This is a genomic window from Pseudomonas xionganensis (assembly GCF_009763245.1).
Classification (GTDB): Bacteria; Pseudomonadota; Gammaproteobacteria; order Pseudomonadales; family Pseudomonadaceae; genus Aquipseudomonas; species Aquipseudomonas xionganensis.
Map to the genome: position 1 here is coordinate 2122956 of NZ_WKJZ01000001.1, position 14909 is coordinate 2137864.

Below are 14909 nucleotides of genomic sequence, written 5' to 3' on the forward strand. Positions count from 1 at the left end.
CCCTGACCCATAAGTGAGTAGCACTATGAGCAAGACTGTGGAGTTCTTCTTCGATCTGGGTAGCCCGGCCTCCTATCTGGCCTATACCCAGCTGCCGGGCATCTGCCGCGAAAGTGGCGCCACCCTGGTCTACCGGCCCATGTTGCTGGGCGCGGTGTTCCAGGCCACCGGCAATGCCTCGCCGGCCATGATCCCGGCCAAGGGACGCTATATGCTGCGCGACCTGGCGCGCCATGCCGAACGCTACGGCGTGCCGATGCGCTTTAACCCGCATTTCCCCCTCAATACTCTGGGCCTGATGCGCCTGCTGGTGGCGGTGCAGTTGCACCAGCCGGAGCGCTTCGAGGCGGCCTTGCAGGCGCTCTACCAGGCCATCTGGGTCGATGGGCTGAACCTGGGTGAGCCGGCCAGGGTGGCCGAGGTGCTGGGGCAGGCGGGTTTCGACGCCGAGGCCCTGCTGGCGCAATGCGCCGAGCTGGCGGTCAAGGAGGCGCTCAAGGCGAGCAGCGAGGAAGCTGTGGCGCGCGGGGTGTTTGGTGCGCCGTCGACCTTTGTCGAAGGCGAGCTGTACTTCGGCCAGGACCGCTTGGACTTTGTTCGTGAGGCCCTGCGCCGTTGAGGCGGATAGGGGCTTGCCCCTGATGGCGCCAAGGCTTATCCGGGCTACCCATCATCTGCTGTAGCCCGGACAAGCTCAGCGCAGTCCGGGTAGGGATGGCCTGAATAGCACGTTTATTGGCGGATGGCTGCGGCCATCCGCCCTACCTGATGCGCCTGGATCTAATGCCAGCTACGGCCATGATCCAGCTTTTGATCCACCAGCCATTTACCGTGGGCCAGGGAGGCATGCTGGGCCTTTTCCAGGTCGGCGAGGAAGGCGCATTCCAGGGGCAGGGCCAGGCGCCTGCTGGTGTGGCCGTCCGGGTCGGTAATATGGCAGCCGCCGGCCCAGGGAGTGGGGATGCCGGGGTGTTCCATGATATCGGTGCTGATGCTGTGGTCGCGATGGGTGCAGTGCAGAGTGGTCATGGGGTGGCCCTCCAGTTGAGGCTGGGGTGAGGCTTGGCATACCGCCGTAGCTGCCTAAGTCAGACCAGCCGGGTGTGGCTTCTTCAACCATAGCCCAGCTGGCAGGCAGTGGTGTATGGCCCGACAAACGTACAGGGCCGGCATAGGCCGGCCCTGCAGTGGGTAGCCAGGATCAGCCCTGCTCGCCCAGTTGCTCGACTTTTGCCTTGGGTTTGGGCGCAAAACGTGCGGCCAGGCCCATGGAAAAGGTCACCAGGCGCTGGTAGAAGGCCGGCCAGAGGCGCTGCATGCCATCCAGGGCATAGGCGTCCGGGCCGATCAGGATGCGCCGCTTGTTGCCCAGCACACCATTGATGATCACCTGGGCCGCCTTCTCCGGGGTGGTGCGCAGCAACTGGTCATTGAACTGCTGGCGCGCCTGTTCGGCGGCCTGGCCGGTGACCCTGGCCAGGCTGTCATTCATGCGTGCAGTCTTGGCGATATTGGTCTTGATTCCGCCGGGGTGCACGCAGCTGGCGGAAACGCCGCAGTCGGCCATATCCAGTTCCTGACGCAGCGACTCGGTAAAGCCGCGCACGGCGAACTTGCTGGCGTTGTAGGCACTCATGCCCGGCTGGGCAAACAGGCCGAAGACGCTGGAGACATTGACGATATGGCCCTGGCCGCTGGCCTTGATATGCGGCAGAAAGGCCTTGGTGCCGTTGACCACACCCCAGAAGTTGATCGCCATGATCCACTCGTAGTCGGCGTAGTCATTGCCTTCCACCGTGCCGCCCTGGGCGACGCCGGCGTTATTGAAGATGGCGTTGACCCGGCCATGCTCGGCCACCACCTGCTCGGCCCAGGCGTGCACCGCCTCGCGGTCGGCGACATTGACCACTGCTTCGCTGACCTGCACCCCCAGCTTGCGCGCCTGGGCCGCCGTCTCGGCCAGACCCTCGGCGTTCACGTCCGACAGTGCCAGCTGGCAACCCTGGCGCGCCAGGCCGTAGGCCAGGGCGCGGCCGATGCCGGAACCGGCGCCGGTGATGGCGGCTACCTTGTTTTCAAAAGACTTCATGCGTTCACCTCCTGGGCGCTGAACTGCAGGGCGTTGCTTTGCGCCGGATGGGCGGCCTGCCGGCGACTGAAGTGATAGGCGGCCGGGTCGAAGTTGCGCGTCAGCAGGCGGAAGCGCCAAGTGAAACCGGGCCAGACCGTGCAGTTGCGCCCGCTCACCGGGTGCAGGTACCAGCTCTTGCAGCCGCCGGCATTCCATACGGTGTTGCCCAGGCTGCCCTGCAGCTTGCCGTTGAACTGGTCCTGCACCGTCTGCTTGACCTCCAGGCTTTGCAGTTGCTGCTGTTCAACCAGCTTCAGCGCGCCGAGCACATAGTGGATCTGCGATTCAATCATATAGACCATGGAGTTGTGCCCCAGGCCGGTGTTCGGGCCCATGAGGAAGAACAGGTTGGGGAAGCCGGCGGTGAGGGTGCCCTTGTAGGCCTGGGGGCCTTCCGGCCAGGTGTCGAGCAGGTCGACGCCGCCACGGCCGAACACCACGCCGCGCGGCAGGGGGTCGCTGGGGGTAAAGCCGGTGCCGAAGATGATGGCATCCACCTCGCGCTCCTGACCGTCGACGCTGCGGATGCTGCCGGCGCGGATTTCGGCGATGCCGTCGGTGATCAGGTCGACGTTGGCCTGGGTCAGGGCCGGGTAGTAGTCGTTGCTGATCAGCACCCGCTTGCAGCCCATCAGGTAGTCCGGGGTGACCTTGGCGCGCAGCACCGGGTCCTTGATCTGCTTGTTGATGTACCACTTGCCGACCTTCTGCGCGAGGGTCATCACCTTGGGCAGCATGGCAAAGCCGATCACCCGGCTTTCCAGCAGGGCATAGATGGCGCCGCGCCAAAGCTTTTGCAGCAGCGGGAAGCGCTGGAAGCGGTTGCGCTCGCGCTCGCTGATGGCGCGGTCCGGCTTGGGCATGATCCAGGGCGCGGTGCGCTGGTACAGATCGAGGCGCGCCACCTGCTTCTGGATCTGTGGCACGAACTGGATGGCCGAGGCGCCGGTGCCGATCACCGCCACGCGCTTGCCGGCGAGGTCGTAGTCATGGTCCCACTGCTGGGAGTGGAACACCTTGCCCTTGAATTTCTCCAAACCCTTGAGCGTGGGAATCGAGGGGGTGGACAGGGCACCCATGCCGGATACCACGAACTGGGCGCTGTAGCGGTTGCCGGCGGCGTCCTCGATCTGCCACAGCTCCTGGCTTTCATCCCAGGCCATGCGGGCGATTTCGCAGCCGAGCAGGGTGTGGTTCTGCAGGCGGTACTTTTCCCAGCAGCCTTCCAGGTAGCCCTTGATCTCGGCCTGCTGGGCGAACATGCGCGTCCAGTTCGGGTTGGGCGCAAAGGAGAAGGAATACAGGTGCGATTGCACGTCGCAGGCGCAGCCTGGGTAGTTGTTGACCCGCCAGGTGCCGCCGACGCCGGCTTCCTTCTCGAACATCAGGAAGTCGTGTTCGCCTTCCTGCTTGAGGCGGATGGCCATGCCCAGGCCGGAAAAACCGCTGCCGATAATGGCAACCTTGCAGTGGCGCACAGCACCAGGGGGAGAGACGGGGGCGTTCATGGCCAGGCTCCTGTTATGGTTATTGTTGGCGTATACAGCTGTATACCAATGTAGACAACTGTATACTCGCCAGCAATAACGCTTACCACCAGCCAACTTTTAGCTAGGGCAACCATGTACAGCGATACGGATGAGCAGCCGCAGGGCGCGGATAAGAGTGTCGAGGCCCCAGGCAAGCGCCTGCTGCTGGATGCAGCGTTACGTCTTACCTCAACCAGCCGCAGCCTGAGCAGCCTGGGCCTGCGCGAGCTGGCGCGGGAGGCGGGGCTCAACCCCAATACCTTCTATCGTCATTTCAAGGATGTGGAAGACCTCGGCCTGACCGTGATCCGGCAGATTTCCAGCCAGCTACGCCAGCCCCTGCGCGACCTGCGCCGCGAGGCGGCCGAGCGTGCGGTGCAAGGCGGGGGCACGGCGGCCGCGCAGCTGTTCGGCATCGACCTGGCCCGGGGGCGGCGGGTCTGCCATGAAACCGTGCAGCTGTTTTTTGATTTCGTCGCCGCCAACGCCGAGTCCTTTATCCTCGGCGTGCGCGAGCTGCACGGCGCCTCGCCGGTGCTGCGCAGTGCCCTGCAGGAGGTGATGGACGGGTTTGCCGAGGACATGGCCGAGGACATCATCGCCTTCAAGCTGCTCCCGGAGATGGTCGCCCCGGCGGTGGTGCGCCAGCTCTCCGGGTTGATCAGCCGCAGCCTGTTCCAGCAGTCCCTGGACTATATCGGCCAGCCCGAGCGGCGCGGCGCTATCGTTGCCCTGGCCGAGGAGCAGATCGTCATGCTGTTCGCCGGTGCCAGTCTGTTGCAGGGGTTGGGTCAATTGCAGTTGCCTGTTGAGTAGCGAGTACCCACTGCTGAGGGAAATCAATATCGGGGTCATCTGGCCGCGTTATTCTTTAGCGGCATAATGCTTGCCTGCTTTTTCCTTGCCATGCCCGCCGATAAGGACCCGCTATGATCGAAGCCACCTGGATTGCCTTTGCCTTTGTGATGGGGCTGGTGGCGCGGGGTATCGGCTTGCCGCCGCTGGTGGGTTATCTGGCTGCTGGATTTGCCTTGGCCGGCCTGGGTGATTATATAGGCGTCGGTCCCCGTGACAGTGTGGCGCTGGAGCATATTGCTCATCTGGGCGTGCTGCTGTTGCTGTTTACCGTGGGCCTCAAGCTGAAGATCGGCAACCTGTTGCGGCGTGAGGTGATTGGCGGCGGCCTGCTGCATTTCGCCATTTCCAGCCTGATTTTCCTGCCGGCGATCATGCTGATCCTTGACCTGCCCTGGCAGCAGGGCCTGCTGCTGGCCATTGCCCTGTCGTTTTCCAGCACCGTACTGGCGGCCAAGGTGCTGGAAGGCAAGCGCGAGCTGCGCGCCTTTCACGGTCGGGTGGCGATTGGTGTGCTGATCATCCAGGACCTGATCGCCCTGGTGGTGATGAGCCTGGCCAGCGGCAAGGTGCCCTCGGCCTGGGCCTTGTTGCTGTTCGGCCTGCCGCTGTTGCGCCCGTTGTTGTTCCGTCTGCTGGATGTCAGCGGCCACGAGGAGCTGATGGTGCTGCTGGGGTTGCTGCTGGCCCTGGTGGTGGGCGGCTATGGTTTCGAGCAGCTGGGCCTGAGCTCCGAGCTGGGGGCCCTGGCCTTTGGTGCCATGCTGGCCAAGCACAAGCGCGCCACCGAACTGTCGAACTCGCTGTGGAGCATCAAGGAAGTCTTTCTGGTGGGCTTCTTTCTGCAGATCGGCATCGGTGGCTTGCCGGATCTGCACGCCATGCTGTTCGCCCTGTCCATGGCGGTGTTGCTGCCGCTCAAGGGCGCCCTGTTCTTCTTCCTGTTCCTGCTGTTCCGCCTGCGCGCGCGCAGCGCCTTTCTCGCCGGGGTCAGCCTGACCAACTACAGCGAGTTCGGCCTGATCGTGGCCAGTGTGGTGCTGCCGCAATGGATCATTCCCCTGGCCATTACCGTGGCCCTGTCCTTTGTCATTTCCGCGCCGCTCAATCGCATCGCTCACCCGCTCTACGAGCGCCTGGCGCGGCGTCTGATTCCCCTGGAGCGGGATATTCGCCACCCCGATGAGCAGCCGGTGTCCCTGGGCGATGCGCAGATTCTGGTGATGGGCATGGGGCGTACCGGTCGGGCGGCCTATGACCATCTGCAGGAAAAGGGTTTTCTCACGGTGGGCCTGGATTCGGACCCGGTGGTGATCGAACAGAGCAATAAAGTAGGGCGACGGGTGCTGTTTGCCGACGGTGAAGACCAGATGTTCTGGCAGCACCTGCAGATGCCCAGTATCCAGGCGGTGATCCTGGCTCTGAACGATGAGGAGGCCAAGGTCATCTCCACCCAGAAGCTGCGTGAGCGGGGCTTTACCGGGCTGATTGTGTCCCATGCGCTGTACGAGGACATTGCCCGACGCATCCAAGAGGCTGGCGCCGACCGTACCTACCTGACCATGAGCGAGGCGGGCACCGGCCTGGCCGAGCATGTGGCCAGGGGGCTGCAGGAGCGTGGCTAGAAACTGAAGAGGATGCACACAAAGATGCCGCTTACCAGGGCCCGGTAAGCGGCATCTTTTTATGGCGTGGACTTAGTTGCTAAAACCCAGGCGCTGGCGCCAGCGTTGCTCCAGGGCCTTGCTGTCGTGGTCGTTGGGGTGGAAGCCCGGGCGGTAGTAATCCAGGTAGGGCAGCAGCAGCTTGGTAAGGAAGCCGTTGCGTGGGCCGAATAGGGTCTTCAGGCCCTTGCCCCAGCTGCGCCAGTTGAACAGCTGGCCGTCCTTGCGCAGCAGGTGCACCTGGAACCAGCCGATCACGCCGAAGAAGATCAGGGTGGTGATGGCCATCATGATGGTGCGGGTGAAGTAGCCGCCGTAGACCTTCTGGTACACGTCGTAGCAGACCGCCTTGTGCTCGTTTTCCTCGATGGCGTGCCACATCCACAGCTGATAGAGCTTGGGGTCGTTCATCTGGGTGGTGAGGTCTTCGCGCTGCAGCAGCTGCTCGGCCATGGTCGCGGTGAAGTGTTCCAGGGCGCAGGTGGCGGCCAGGCGCTGCTTCTTGGTGGTGATCCTGGTCACCCATTCCAGCAGCACCTTGATGCGCAGCTCCAGCCGTTCCAGATCGATGCCATGCTCGGCGGCGTAGTCGTTATAGGCGGCATGCTCCTTGGAGTGCATGGCCTCCTGGCCGATAAAGGCGCTGATGTCCTTCTTCAGTTGCGGCTCGGTCACCTTGTCGCGCACCGCGCGCACGCTGTCGACGAAGAACTTCTCGCCATAGGGGAACAGCGACGACAGGTTGTTCATAAAATGGCTCATAAAGGGGTCGCCGGCGAACCAGAACTTCTGGCTTTCGCTGAAGCTGAAGTCCATGCGGCGAACCGGGAAACTGGCGCTGGGGGTGCTGGTCTGGGCTGTCATTGGGGCGACTCCTGGGCATATGGCTCGGTGGCCGAGCGCTGTTGTTATTGAGCCTGTAATGGGCAGCACAGAGGCTGCCCGAGGCCTTGAACAATCTTTAGCCCAAGGACGTTTTGCCGCGAGGTCATTCCTGGCCAGGGGGGCTGGCAAAGCGCCAACTTATGGTTAGTTGTCGGACAATGGGCCAGGCACAGGATGGGGGTGTGAGGTGGCAGGCTGCGCCTGTTGCGCAGCCTGCCAGCAAGGGCCACACCCGCGCTGGATTAGGCGCGGGACGGTTCGCGGCCAGGGGCCGCTCCTACGCGTGGCGCTTAGCGTTGCTGGCGCAACTCGGCCAGTTCCGCGCGCAGGGCGCGCAGTTCGTCCAGCAGCAGCTGTTCGGTGGGCGAGGGCGGGGCCTGCAGGGCTTCCTGGTCGTGGGTGGTCTGCATGGCATTGACCACCACGGCGATAAACAGGTTAAGCATCATAAAGGTGGCGATCAGGATAAAGGGCACGAAGTACAACCAGGCCAGGGGGAAGGTCTCCATCACCGGGCGCACGATGCCCATGGACCAGCTTTCCAGGGTCATCACCTGGAACAGGGTGTAGAGGCTGGCGCCCAGGGTGCCGAACCATTCGGGGAAGGCCTCGCCGAACAGTTGGGTGGCCATGACCGCGGCCACATAGAACAGCAGGCCGAGGAGCATGGCGATGCTGCTCATGCCCGGCAGTGATGACAGCAGGGCCTGCACCACCCGACGCATATTCGGGTTGATCGAGATCAGGCGCAGTACCCGCAGCACGCGCAGGGCGCGCAATACGGCGAAGGGGCCACTGGCCGGAACCAGGGCGATGCCGATGATCAGGCAGTCGAACACCGCCCAGGGGTCGCGCAGCAGGGCGGGCCCGCGGGCGATAAAACGCAGGGTCAGTTCGATGATAAACAGGCCGAGGATCAGTTGATCCAGGCCATTGAGCAGGCTTCCCCACTGGGCCATCAGGCTGGCCGAGGTCTGCATGCCGAGGATGGCGGCGTTGATCAGGATCAGGATGGTGACCAGGCGGGTGATGGCGCTGCTGTCCATCAGCGCGCCCAGGCGCAGGCGCCAGTGGCTGGCGGACTGGTTAAGTTCGATTGGATTCATGGGGTTCACTAAATTGCACGCGGATGGGCGCAGGAGCGGCTATAGCCGCGAACAAAGGCGGCGTCGCTCCTACTTAAGAAGGATTAGCGGTCGTTTAGGGCAAAGGCGGTCAGGGTAAAGGTCGCGATACCCATATCCTGCAGCTTCTGCGAGCCGCCCAGCTCAGGCAGGTCGATAATCGCCGCGGCTTCGAAGATATGCGCGCCCATGCGCCGTACCAGCTGCGCGGCGGCGACCAGGGTGCCGCCGGTGGCAATCAGGTCATCGAAGATCAGCACCGAGTCGCCTTCGCAGAGGCTGTCGGCATGCACTTCCAGATGGGCTTCGCCGTACTCGGTCTGGTAGGCGGCGCTGAGCACATCGGCGGGCAGCTTGCCCTGTTTGCGGAACAGGATCAGCGGCTTGTTCAGTTCATAGGCGATGATCGAGCCGATCAGAAACCCCCGGGCATCCATGGCGCCGATATGGCTGAACTCGGCTTCGACGTAGCGCTGGATAAAGCTGTCGGCCACCATGCGCAGGGCGCGGGGTGACTGGAACAGCGGGGTAATGTCGCGAAACACCACGCCGGGCTTGGGAAAGTCCGGCACCGGGCGGATCAGGGTCTTGATGCTGAATTCGTCGAAAATCATCGCGTGTCTTCCTGGGGCAGGCGTGCCGCTCAGCCGTCGAGGTTGCCACCGGCCAGGGCACAGAGCTCGATGGGGTCGAGAATGTGCACTTCCTTGCCTTCGGCTTCGAGCAACTGGTTCTGTTGGAAGCGGGTAAATACCCGGGATACGGTTTCCACCGCAAGGCCCAAATAGTTACCAATTTCGTTGCGCGACATGGCCAGACGGAACTGGTTGGCGGAGAAGCCGCGGGCACGGAAACGCGCCGACAGGTTGACCAGGAAGGTGGCGATGCGCTCGTCGGCGGTCTTCTTCGACAGCAGCAGCATCATCTGCTGATCGTCGCGAATCTCGCGGCTCATGATGCGCATCAACTGGCGGCGCAGTTGCGGCAGCTTCATGGCCAGGTCATCCAGACGCTCGAAGGGGATTTCGCAGACCGAGGTGGTTTCCAGGGCCACGGCGGACACCGGGTAGATTTCGCTGTCCATGCCGGACAGACCGACCAGTTCGCTGGGCAGGTGGAAGCCGGTGATCTGCTCGTCGCCGCCATCGCTCAGGCTAAAGGTTTTCAGGGCACCGGAGCGCACGGCGAATACCGAGTTGAAGGCATCGCCCTGGCGGAACAGGAACTCGCCCTTCTTCAGCGGGCGGCCACGTTTGACGATTTCGTCCAGGGCGTCCATGTCTTCCATGTTGAGGGAAAGCGGCAGGCACAGGCTGGCCAGGCTGCAATCCTTGCAATGGGCTTGATGGGGGCTGTGCAGCTTGATGCTCTCGGACATTGGTGGCGTTCCCTAGGCTTTACACGCAATGGGCATAAGCCTACAGCAGGGAGGGCTACTCAGCCAGTCGAGGACGCTGCGACTAAAGGCTCAAATGAGCCTGTTAACAGCCTGTTGGGGCTTTATAAGGGCTGTTGATAGGCCGTTAAAAGCTGACAGGTTGGGCAGCTGCAGCAGTTGGCGCTGCGACGCAAGGCCGCAGCGCCTGTTTCAGATCACCCGGGAGAAGCGCTGGCGGCTCTGTTCGTTGAGGTAGTGGTCGAACAGCATGCACAGCGAGCGCACCAGCAGGCGCCCGGCCGGGCGTACTTCGATGCCCTGGGCATCCAGCTGGATCAGGCCGTCCTGGGCCATCTGCTGCAGCTGCGGCCAGATTTCGGCGAAGTAGCTGCGAAAGTCGATGGCATAGGCCTGCTCGATCTCATTGAAACTCAGGCGGAAGTGACAGATCAGCTGCTGGATCACCGCCCGGCGCAGGCGATCGTCGGCGTTGCAGTGCAGGCCGCGCAGGGTGGCCAGCTGACCATCGCCCAGGCTTTGCTGGTAGAGGTTGATATCGGCGCTGTTCTGGCAATAGAGGTCGCCGATCTGGCTGATGGCCGACACGCCCAGACCAATCAGGTCGCAGTGCCCATGGGTGGTGTAGCCCTGGAAGTTGCGCTGCAGGCTGCCGTCTTCCTGGGCGCTGGCCAGTTCGTCATCGGGCAGGGCGAAGTGATCCATGCCGATATAGCGGTAACCGGCGGCGGCCAGTTGCTCGATGCTGGCCTGCAGCATGGCCAGCTTGTCGCCGGGGCTGGGCAGGTCACTGGTGTTGATGCGCCGCTGCGGCATAAAGCGCTCGGGCAGGTGGGCGTAGTTGAACAGCGACAGGCGATCGGGCTGCAGGGCGATGACTTCCGCCACGGTGCGGGCGAAGCGCTCCGGAGTCTGCAGCGGCAGGCCGTAGATCAGGTCGATGTTCACCGAACGGAACTGCAGGGTGCGCGCCGCTTCGACGATGGCGCGGGTTTCCTCCAGGGTCTGCAGGCGGTTGACCGCCCGCTGCACCGCCGGGTCGAGATCCTGTACGCCGAGGCTGACGCGGTTGAAACCCAGCTCGCGAAGCAGGCCCATGGTCGACCAGTCGGCCTCGCGTGGATCGATTTCGATGCTGTAGTCGCCGCTGTCGTCATCCAGCAGGTTGAAGTGCTGGCGCAGGTGGCTCATCAGCCCGCGCAGTTCATCATGGCTGAGAAAGGTCGGGGTGCCGCCGCCGAAGTGCAGCTGCTCAACCACCTGGTTGCGGTCCAGGTGGCGGCTGACGATTTCGACTTCGCGCTGCAGTTTTTCCAGATAGGGCAGGGCGCGGCCGCGATCCTTGGTGATCACCTTGTTGCAGGCGCAGTAGTAGCAGATATGGGCGCAGAACGGCACGTGCACATAGAGCGACAGCGGGCGCTTTTCCTTGGCGCTGTCGCGCAGGGCGTGCAGCAGGTCGAACTGGCCGATGCCATCGTGGAATTGCACCGCGGTGGGGTAGGAGGTGTAGCGAGGGCCGGCCTGATCGTAGCGGCGGATCAGGCTGGTATCCCATTGGATGGCGTCGAGCATGGGCGCGGTCCCGGTTTGGCTTGCAGTACCGCGGAGTCTACGAGCGACGCAGGCAGGATGCCTTGACCTGTATCAAGCGCTAGCCAGTAGGAGCCAGCTTGCTGGCGATCCTGTAGCCCCATCGCCAGCAAGCTGGCTCCTACGGATAAGCGCTTCAGTGCCCCATCAGCCAGTGCTGGTGCGGGCCGAGCAGGGTCCACAGGCCGAACAGCATGACCAGGATGCCGCCGGCCACACGGATGCCCCGCTGGCGCAGCAGGGCGGTGAGGCGCTCGGCGGCCAGGCCCGTGGCCAGCAAGACCGGCAGGGTGCCTAGGCCGAAGGCCAGCATCAGCGCTGCGCTATCGAACGCATTGCCCTGGCTGGCGGCCCAGAGCAGGGTGCTGTAGACCAGGCCGCACGGCAGCCAGCCCCACAAACCGCCCAGGACCAGTGCCCGGGGTAGGCTGGTGACCGGCGTAAAGTGTCGGGTCAGCGGCTGGATATGCCGCCACAGGCCACGGCCTAGGGCTTCGATACGGGTCAGGCCGCTCCACCAGCCAGCTAGGTACAGGCCCATGGCGATCAGCAGCAAACCGGCGGTCAGGCGCAGCCCGGTGGCCAGGGGGCCGGCCGCCAGGGCCCAGCCAGCCAGGCCCAGGAGCAGACCGGCCAGGCTGTAACTGAGGATGCGCCCGGCGTTATAGGCCAGCAGCAGATGCAGGCGGCGGCTGCGCTGCTCGGGGGGGATGGCCAGGGTCAGGGCACCCATCAGGCCACCGCACATGCCCAGGCAATGGCCACCGCCGAGCAGGCCGAGAATCAGGGCCGAGATCAGCAGCGGCAGCAGTTCAGCCACGCTTGGCGTCCTCGTCCTGGGCTTCATCCGGCTGTCTGGCCTGATCGACAGCCGCCTGATGCTTGGGGTCGTCGTCATCGAACAGGATGCTGTGGGCCGGCCCGTCCAGGTCGTCGTACTGGCCGCTGTCCACCGCCCAGAAAAACAGCCAGATGGCAAAGCCAACCAGGGCGATGGCAACCGGAATCAGGATATACAGGGCGGGCATGGAATCTCCGGTTTGGGTAAGGGTGGCTGGCGCTATATGCATCCACGATGATGGCGTTGCGGTGGATCGGTGAAGCGTGATCCACCCTACGGGTTGTCTGGCGTCGTGCGGCTAGCGTTTTAACACCATAGGTCCATGTTAAGGGTGCTTCGCTGAAGCGTGTTTAACAACGGGCTTCCTGGCGTAGGGTGGATGTCGCTTTTTACATCCACCATTACCGCTCAGTGGTGGATCGGTAGAGCACGATCCACCCTACTGGCGGGTTAGCCGCAGGGCGTTGAGTACCACCAGCAGCGAACTGAGCGACATGCCCAAGGCGGCCCAGAGTGGAGTGATCCAGCCGAGAGCGGCGAAGGGCAGCACCGCGCAATTGTACAGGGTGGCCCAGCTCAGGTTCTCGATGATGATGCGACGGGTTCGTTGCGCCATGTGTAAGGCCTGCACCAGGCTGCCCAGGCGGTTGGACAGCAGCACGGCATCGGCGCTGGTCTTGGCCAGGTCCGAGGCCGAGCCCATGGCCACGCTGATATCGGCGGCGGCCAATACCGGCACGTCGTTGACCCCGTCGCCCAGCATCAGCACGCGCCGACCCTGCTCGTGCAGGCCTTGCAGTACCGCCAGCTTGGCATCCGGGGTGAGGCCGCCGCGGGCATCCTCGATACCCAGTTGGCGCGCCACTTCACCGACCATGGGCGAGCTGTCGCCGGACAGCAGCATGATCTGCCAGTGGCGGGCGCGGGCTGCAGCGATCAGCTGGGCGGCGTCCTCGCGCAGGCGGTCGTCCAGCACGAACCAGGCCAGTGGTCCTGTCTCGTCACCCAGCAGCAGCCATTGCCCATGTTCGCCGCTGATGACTGGCGCGCTCTGGCCACTCAGGGCGCTGACGAAGCGGGCCTCGCCGATGCGCAGCAGGCGCCCGCCGACTCGGCCCTGCAGGCCCAGGCCCGGATGGCTGTCGACTTCGCTGGCGGCCTCGCGGGCCTGGCCAAATGCCCGGGCGATAGGGTGTTCGGAGCGGTTCTCCAGGGCACCAGCCAGCTCCAGGCAGGCGTCGGCATCCAGATCGCCCAGGGGATGGATGGCGCTCAGGGTCAGGCGGCCTTCGGTGAGGGTGCCGGTCTTGTCCAGCACCAGGGTATCCACCTGATTCAGGCCCTCCAGCACATGGCCGCGGGTCAGCAGTATGCCCAGCTTGTGCAGGCTGCCGGTGGCGGCGGTGAGCGCCGTGGGGGTGGCCAGGGCCAGGGCGCAGGGGCAGGTGGCCACCAGCAGGGCCAGCACCACCCAGAAGGCGCGATCACTGTCGATCTGCAACCAGACCAGGCCGACCAGGGCGGCGGCGAGCAGGATAAACAGCAGGAACCACTGTGCCACCCGGTCGGCGATCTCGGCCAGACGCGGCTTCTCGCTCTGCGCTCGCTCCAGCAGGCGGACGATGGCGGACAGTCGGGTGGCATCGCCCAGGGCCTGCACCTCGACGGTCAGCGGGCCTTCCACATTGAGGGTGCCGGCAGTGACTGCGTCACCCGGGCTGCGCGGTTGTGGCAGGTATTCGCCGGTGAGTACCGACTCATCGACACTGGACTGGCCGACCAGTACGCGGCCGTCTGCCGGGATCAGGGCGCCGGGCTGCACCAGCACCCGCTCGCCGATACTCAGTTCGCTGAGCAGGATGCGCTGGCTCTGGTCGCTGTCATCCAGGCGCAGGCAGGAAGCCGGCAGCAGCTGCACCAGCTGCGCGGTGGCCGCCGCCGTGCGTTCCCGGGCGCGGCGCTCCAGGTAACGGCCGGCTAGGAGGAACAGGGCGAACATGCCCACCGCATCGAAATACAGCTCGCCGCTGCCGGTGACCGTGGACCAGATGCCGGCCACATAGGCGCCGCCGATGGCCAGGGACACCGAGACGTCCATGGTCAGATGGCGGGTGCGCAGGTCGCGCAGGGCACCGCGGAAAAACTGGCCACAGCAGTAGAAGACGATGGGCGTGGTGAGAAACAGGCTGACCCAGCGCAGGATCTGGTCCAGTTCGGCGGACAGGTCGACATTGAACTCCGGCCAGGTGGCCATACTCGCCATCATCACCTGCATCCACAGCATGCCGGCCACGCCCAGCTCGCGCATGGCACGGCGGTTTTCCCGCTGCAGCTGTTCGGCGGCGGCGTCGGCCTGCCAGGGGTGGGCGGCGTAACCGATGCGGCGCAGTTCATTGAGCAACTGGCTGAGCGGCAACTGGCTGTCCTGCCAGCTGACCTGCAAGCGGTGGTTGGACAGGTTGAGCTGGGCGCTGGCGACGCCGGGCAGGGCGCGCAGGTGTTTTTCGATCAGCCAGGAACAGGCCGCGCAGCTGATGCCCTCGATCAGCAGGCAGGTTTCGCTGAGCTCGCCCTTGTGCTCGACGAAGGGTTGCTGCACGTCGCTGCGGTCATACAGGGCCAGCTCATCCGGCAGGGCCTGGGGCAGGCTTTGCGGGTTGGCGGCATTCTCGCTGCGGTGCTGGTAGTAGTGCTCCAGGCCGCCGGCGACAATGGCTTCGGCCACGGCCTGGCAGCCCGGGCAGCACAGCTCGCGGCGCTCGCCGAGGATCACGGCGTGGAAACGGCTGCCGGCAGGAACCGGCAAGCCGCAGTGGTAGCAGGGCAGGGGCGTGGCCATGGACTGTCTAGCGCTCGTCAATCAGGCAAACCGCGTGCTGTGACAGCATGGG

14 protein-coding genes are annotated in these 14909 nt (G+C 64.3%); 3 read left to right on the plus strand and 11 right to left on the minus strand.

The annotated features are described in order from the left end of the window. Positions 1–25 precede the first annotated feature (25 nt). Positions 26–619: a 2-hydroxychromene-2-carboxylate isomerase gene (locus GJV18_RS09910; RefSeq protein WP_160344945.1), complete on the plus strand. Its 594-nt coding sequence runs from the start codon at positions 26–28 to the stop codon at positions 617–619. A gap of 161 nt (positions 620–780) precedes the next feature. On the opposite strand, the gene GJV18_RS09915 is transcribed toward GJV18_RS09910, so the two are convergent. The 3 genes from GJV18_RS09915 to GJV18_RS09925 form a co-directional block, all read right to left on the minus strand. Next, positions 781–1029, minus strand: a complete 249-nt coding sequence (locus GJV18_RS09915) for a hypothetical protein (protein WP_160344947.1) — start codon at positions 1027–1029, stop codon at positions 781–783. Between the two features lie 172 nt (positions 1030–1201). Next, positions 1202–2089, minus strand: coding sequence for an SDR family NAD(P)-dependent oxidoreductase (locus tag GJV18_RS09920; RefSeq protein ID WP_160344949.1), 888 nt, complete (start codon positions 2087–2089; stop codon positions 1202–1204). Continuing rightward, positions 2086–3639: a flavin-containing monooxygenase gene (locus tag GJV18_RS09925; RefSeq protein ID WP_160344952.1), complete on the minus strand. Its 1554-nt coding sequence runs from the start codon at positions 3637–3639 to the stop codon at positions 2086–2088. Before GJV18_RS09925 ends, GJV18_RS09920 begins: the two co-directional genes overlap by 4 nt. Before the next feature lie 114 nt (positions 3640–3753). Here GJV18_RS09925 and GJV18_RS09930 point away from each other — a divergent pair, with 114 nt between their 5' ends. Then, positions 3754–4476 (plus strand): TetR family transcriptional regulator, encoded by a 723-nt coding sequence (locus GJV18_RS09930; RefSeq protein WP_160344954.1) that lies wholly within the window; start codon positions 3754–3756, stop codon positions 4474–4476. A gap of 113 nt (positions 4477–4589) precedes the next feature. Next, positions 4590–6140: a cation:proton antiporter family protein gene (locus GJV18_RS09935; RefSeq protein WP_160344956.1), complete on the plus strand. Its 1551-nt coding sequence runs from the start codon at positions 4590–4592 to the stop codon at positions 6138–6140. Positions 6141–6212: 72 nt separating this feature from the next. Here the strand turns inward: GJV18_RS09935 and GJV18_RS09940 are convergent, their stop codons facing one another. From GJV18_RS09940 to GJV18_RS09975, 8 genes are all read right to left on the minus strand, one after another. After that, positions 6213–7043, minus strand: a complete 831-nt coding sequence (locus GJV18_RS09940) for a metal-dependent hydrolase (RefSeq protein WP_160344958.1) — start codon at positions 7041–7043, stop codon at positions 6213–6215. Positions 7044–7354: 311 nt separating this feature from the next. Then, complete coding sequence (locus tag GJV18_RS09945) at positions 7355–8170, minus strand: ion transporter (protein ID WP_160344960.1); 816 nt, start codon at positions 8168–8170, stop codon at positions 7355–7357. A gap of 83 nt (positions 8171–8253) precedes the next feature. Further along, positions 8254–8802 (minus strand): adenine phosphoribosyltransferase, encoded by a 549-nt coding sequence (locus GJV18_RS09950; RefSeq protein ID WP_160344962.1) that lies wholly within the window; start codon positions 8800–8802, stop codon positions 8254–8256. Between the two features lie 29 nt (positions 8803–8831). Further along, positions 8832–9566, minus strand: a complete 735-nt coding sequence (gene fnr, locus GJV18_RS09955; protein WP_160344964.1) for a fumarate/nitrate reduction transcriptional regulator Fnr — start codon at positions 9564–9566, stop codon at positions 8832–8834. A 210-nt stretch (positions 9567–9776) separates the two neighbouring features. Continuing rightward, on the minus strand, positions 9777–11159 hold the full coding sequence (gene hemN / locus GJV18_RS09960; RefSeq protein ID WP_160344966.1) for an oxygen-independent coproporphyrinogen III oxidase: 1383 nt from the start codon (positions 11157–11159) through the stop codon (positions 9777–9779). A 154-nt stretch (positions 11160–11313) separates the two neighbouring features. Continuing rightward, positions 11314–11997 carry a sulfite exporter TauE/SafE family protein gene (locus GJV18_RS09965; RefSeq protein WP_160344968.1) on the minus strand — a complete coding sequence of 228 codons (684 nt, stop codon included), beginning with the start codon at positions 11995–11997 and terminating at the stop codon, positions 11314–11316. Beyond that, the gene (gene ccoS / locus GJV18_RS09970; RefSeq protein WP_160344970.1) at positions 11990–12205 is read right to left on the minus strand and encodes a cbb3-type cytochrome oxidase assembly protein CcoS; all 216 of its coding nucleotides are present in this window, start codon (positions 12203–12205) and stop codon (positions 11990–11992) included. The genes GJV18_RS09965 and ccoS overlap by 8 nt, the downstream gene beginning before the upstream one ends. 252 nt (positions 12206–12457) lie before the next feature. After that, the gene (locus GJV18_RS09975; RefSeq protein WP_160344972.1) at positions 12458–14857 is read right to left on the minus strand and encodes a heavy metal translocating P-type ATPase; all 2400 of its coding nucleotides are present in this window, start codon (positions 14855–14857) and stop codon (positions 12458–12460) included. Positions 14858–14909 lie beyond the last annotated feature (52 nt).

Bases quoted from the DNA above. Each gene is read 5' to 3' on its own strand.
- GJV18_RS09975 (WP_160344972.1), bottom strand. From the start codon at position 14,857: ATGGCCACGCCCCTGCCCTGCTACCACTGCGGCTTGCCGGTTCCTGCC.
- hemN (WP_160344966.1), bottom strand. From the start codon at position 11,159: ATGCTCGACGCCATCCAATGGGATACCAGCCTGATCCGCCGCTACGAT.
- GJV18_RS09915 (WP_160344947.1), bottom strand. From the start codon at position 1,029: ATGACCACTCTGCACTGCACCCATCGCGACCACAGCATCAGCACCGAT.
- GJV18_RS09910 (WP_160344945.1), top strand. From the start codon at position 26: ATGAGCAAGACTGTGGAGTTCTTCTTCGATCTGGGTAGCCCGGCCTCC.
- fnr (WP_160344964.1), bottom strand. From the start codon at position 9,566: ATGTCCGAGAGCATCAAGCTGCACAGCCCCCATCAAGCCCATTGCAAG.
- GJV18_RS09925 (WP_160344952.1), bottom strand. From the start codon at position 3,639: ATGAACGCCCCCGTCTCTCCCCCTGGTGCTGTGCGCCACTGCAAGGTT.
- GJV18_RS09930 (WP_160344954.1), top strand. From the start codon at position 3,754: ATGTACAGCGATACGGATGAGCAGCCGCAGGGCGCGGATAAGAGTGTC.
- GJV18_RS09935 (WP_160344956.1), top strand. From the start codon at position 4,590: ATGATCGAAGCCACCTGGATTGCCTTTGCCTTTGTGATGGGGCTGGTG.
- GJV18_RS09950 (WP_160344962.1), bottom strand. From the start codon at position 8,802: ATGATTTTCGACGAATTCAGCATCAAGACCCTGATCCGCCCGGTGCCG.
- GJV18_RS09920 (WP_160344949.1), bottom strand. From the start codon at position 2,089: ATGAAGTCTTTTGAAAACAAGGTAGCCGCCATCACCGGCGCCGGTTCC.
- GJV18_RS09945 (WP_160344960.1), bottom strand. From the start codon at position 8,170: ATGAATCCAATCGAACTTAACCAGTCCGCCAGCCACTGGCGCCTGCGC.
- ccoS (WP_160344970.1), bottom strand. From the start codon at position 12,205: ATGCCCGCCCTGTATATCCTGATTCCGGTTGCCATCGCCCTGGTTGGC.
- GJV18_RS09940 (WP_160344958.1), bottom strand. From the start codon at position 7,043: ATGACAGCCCAGACCAGCACCCCCAGCGCCAGTTTCCCGGTTCGCCGC.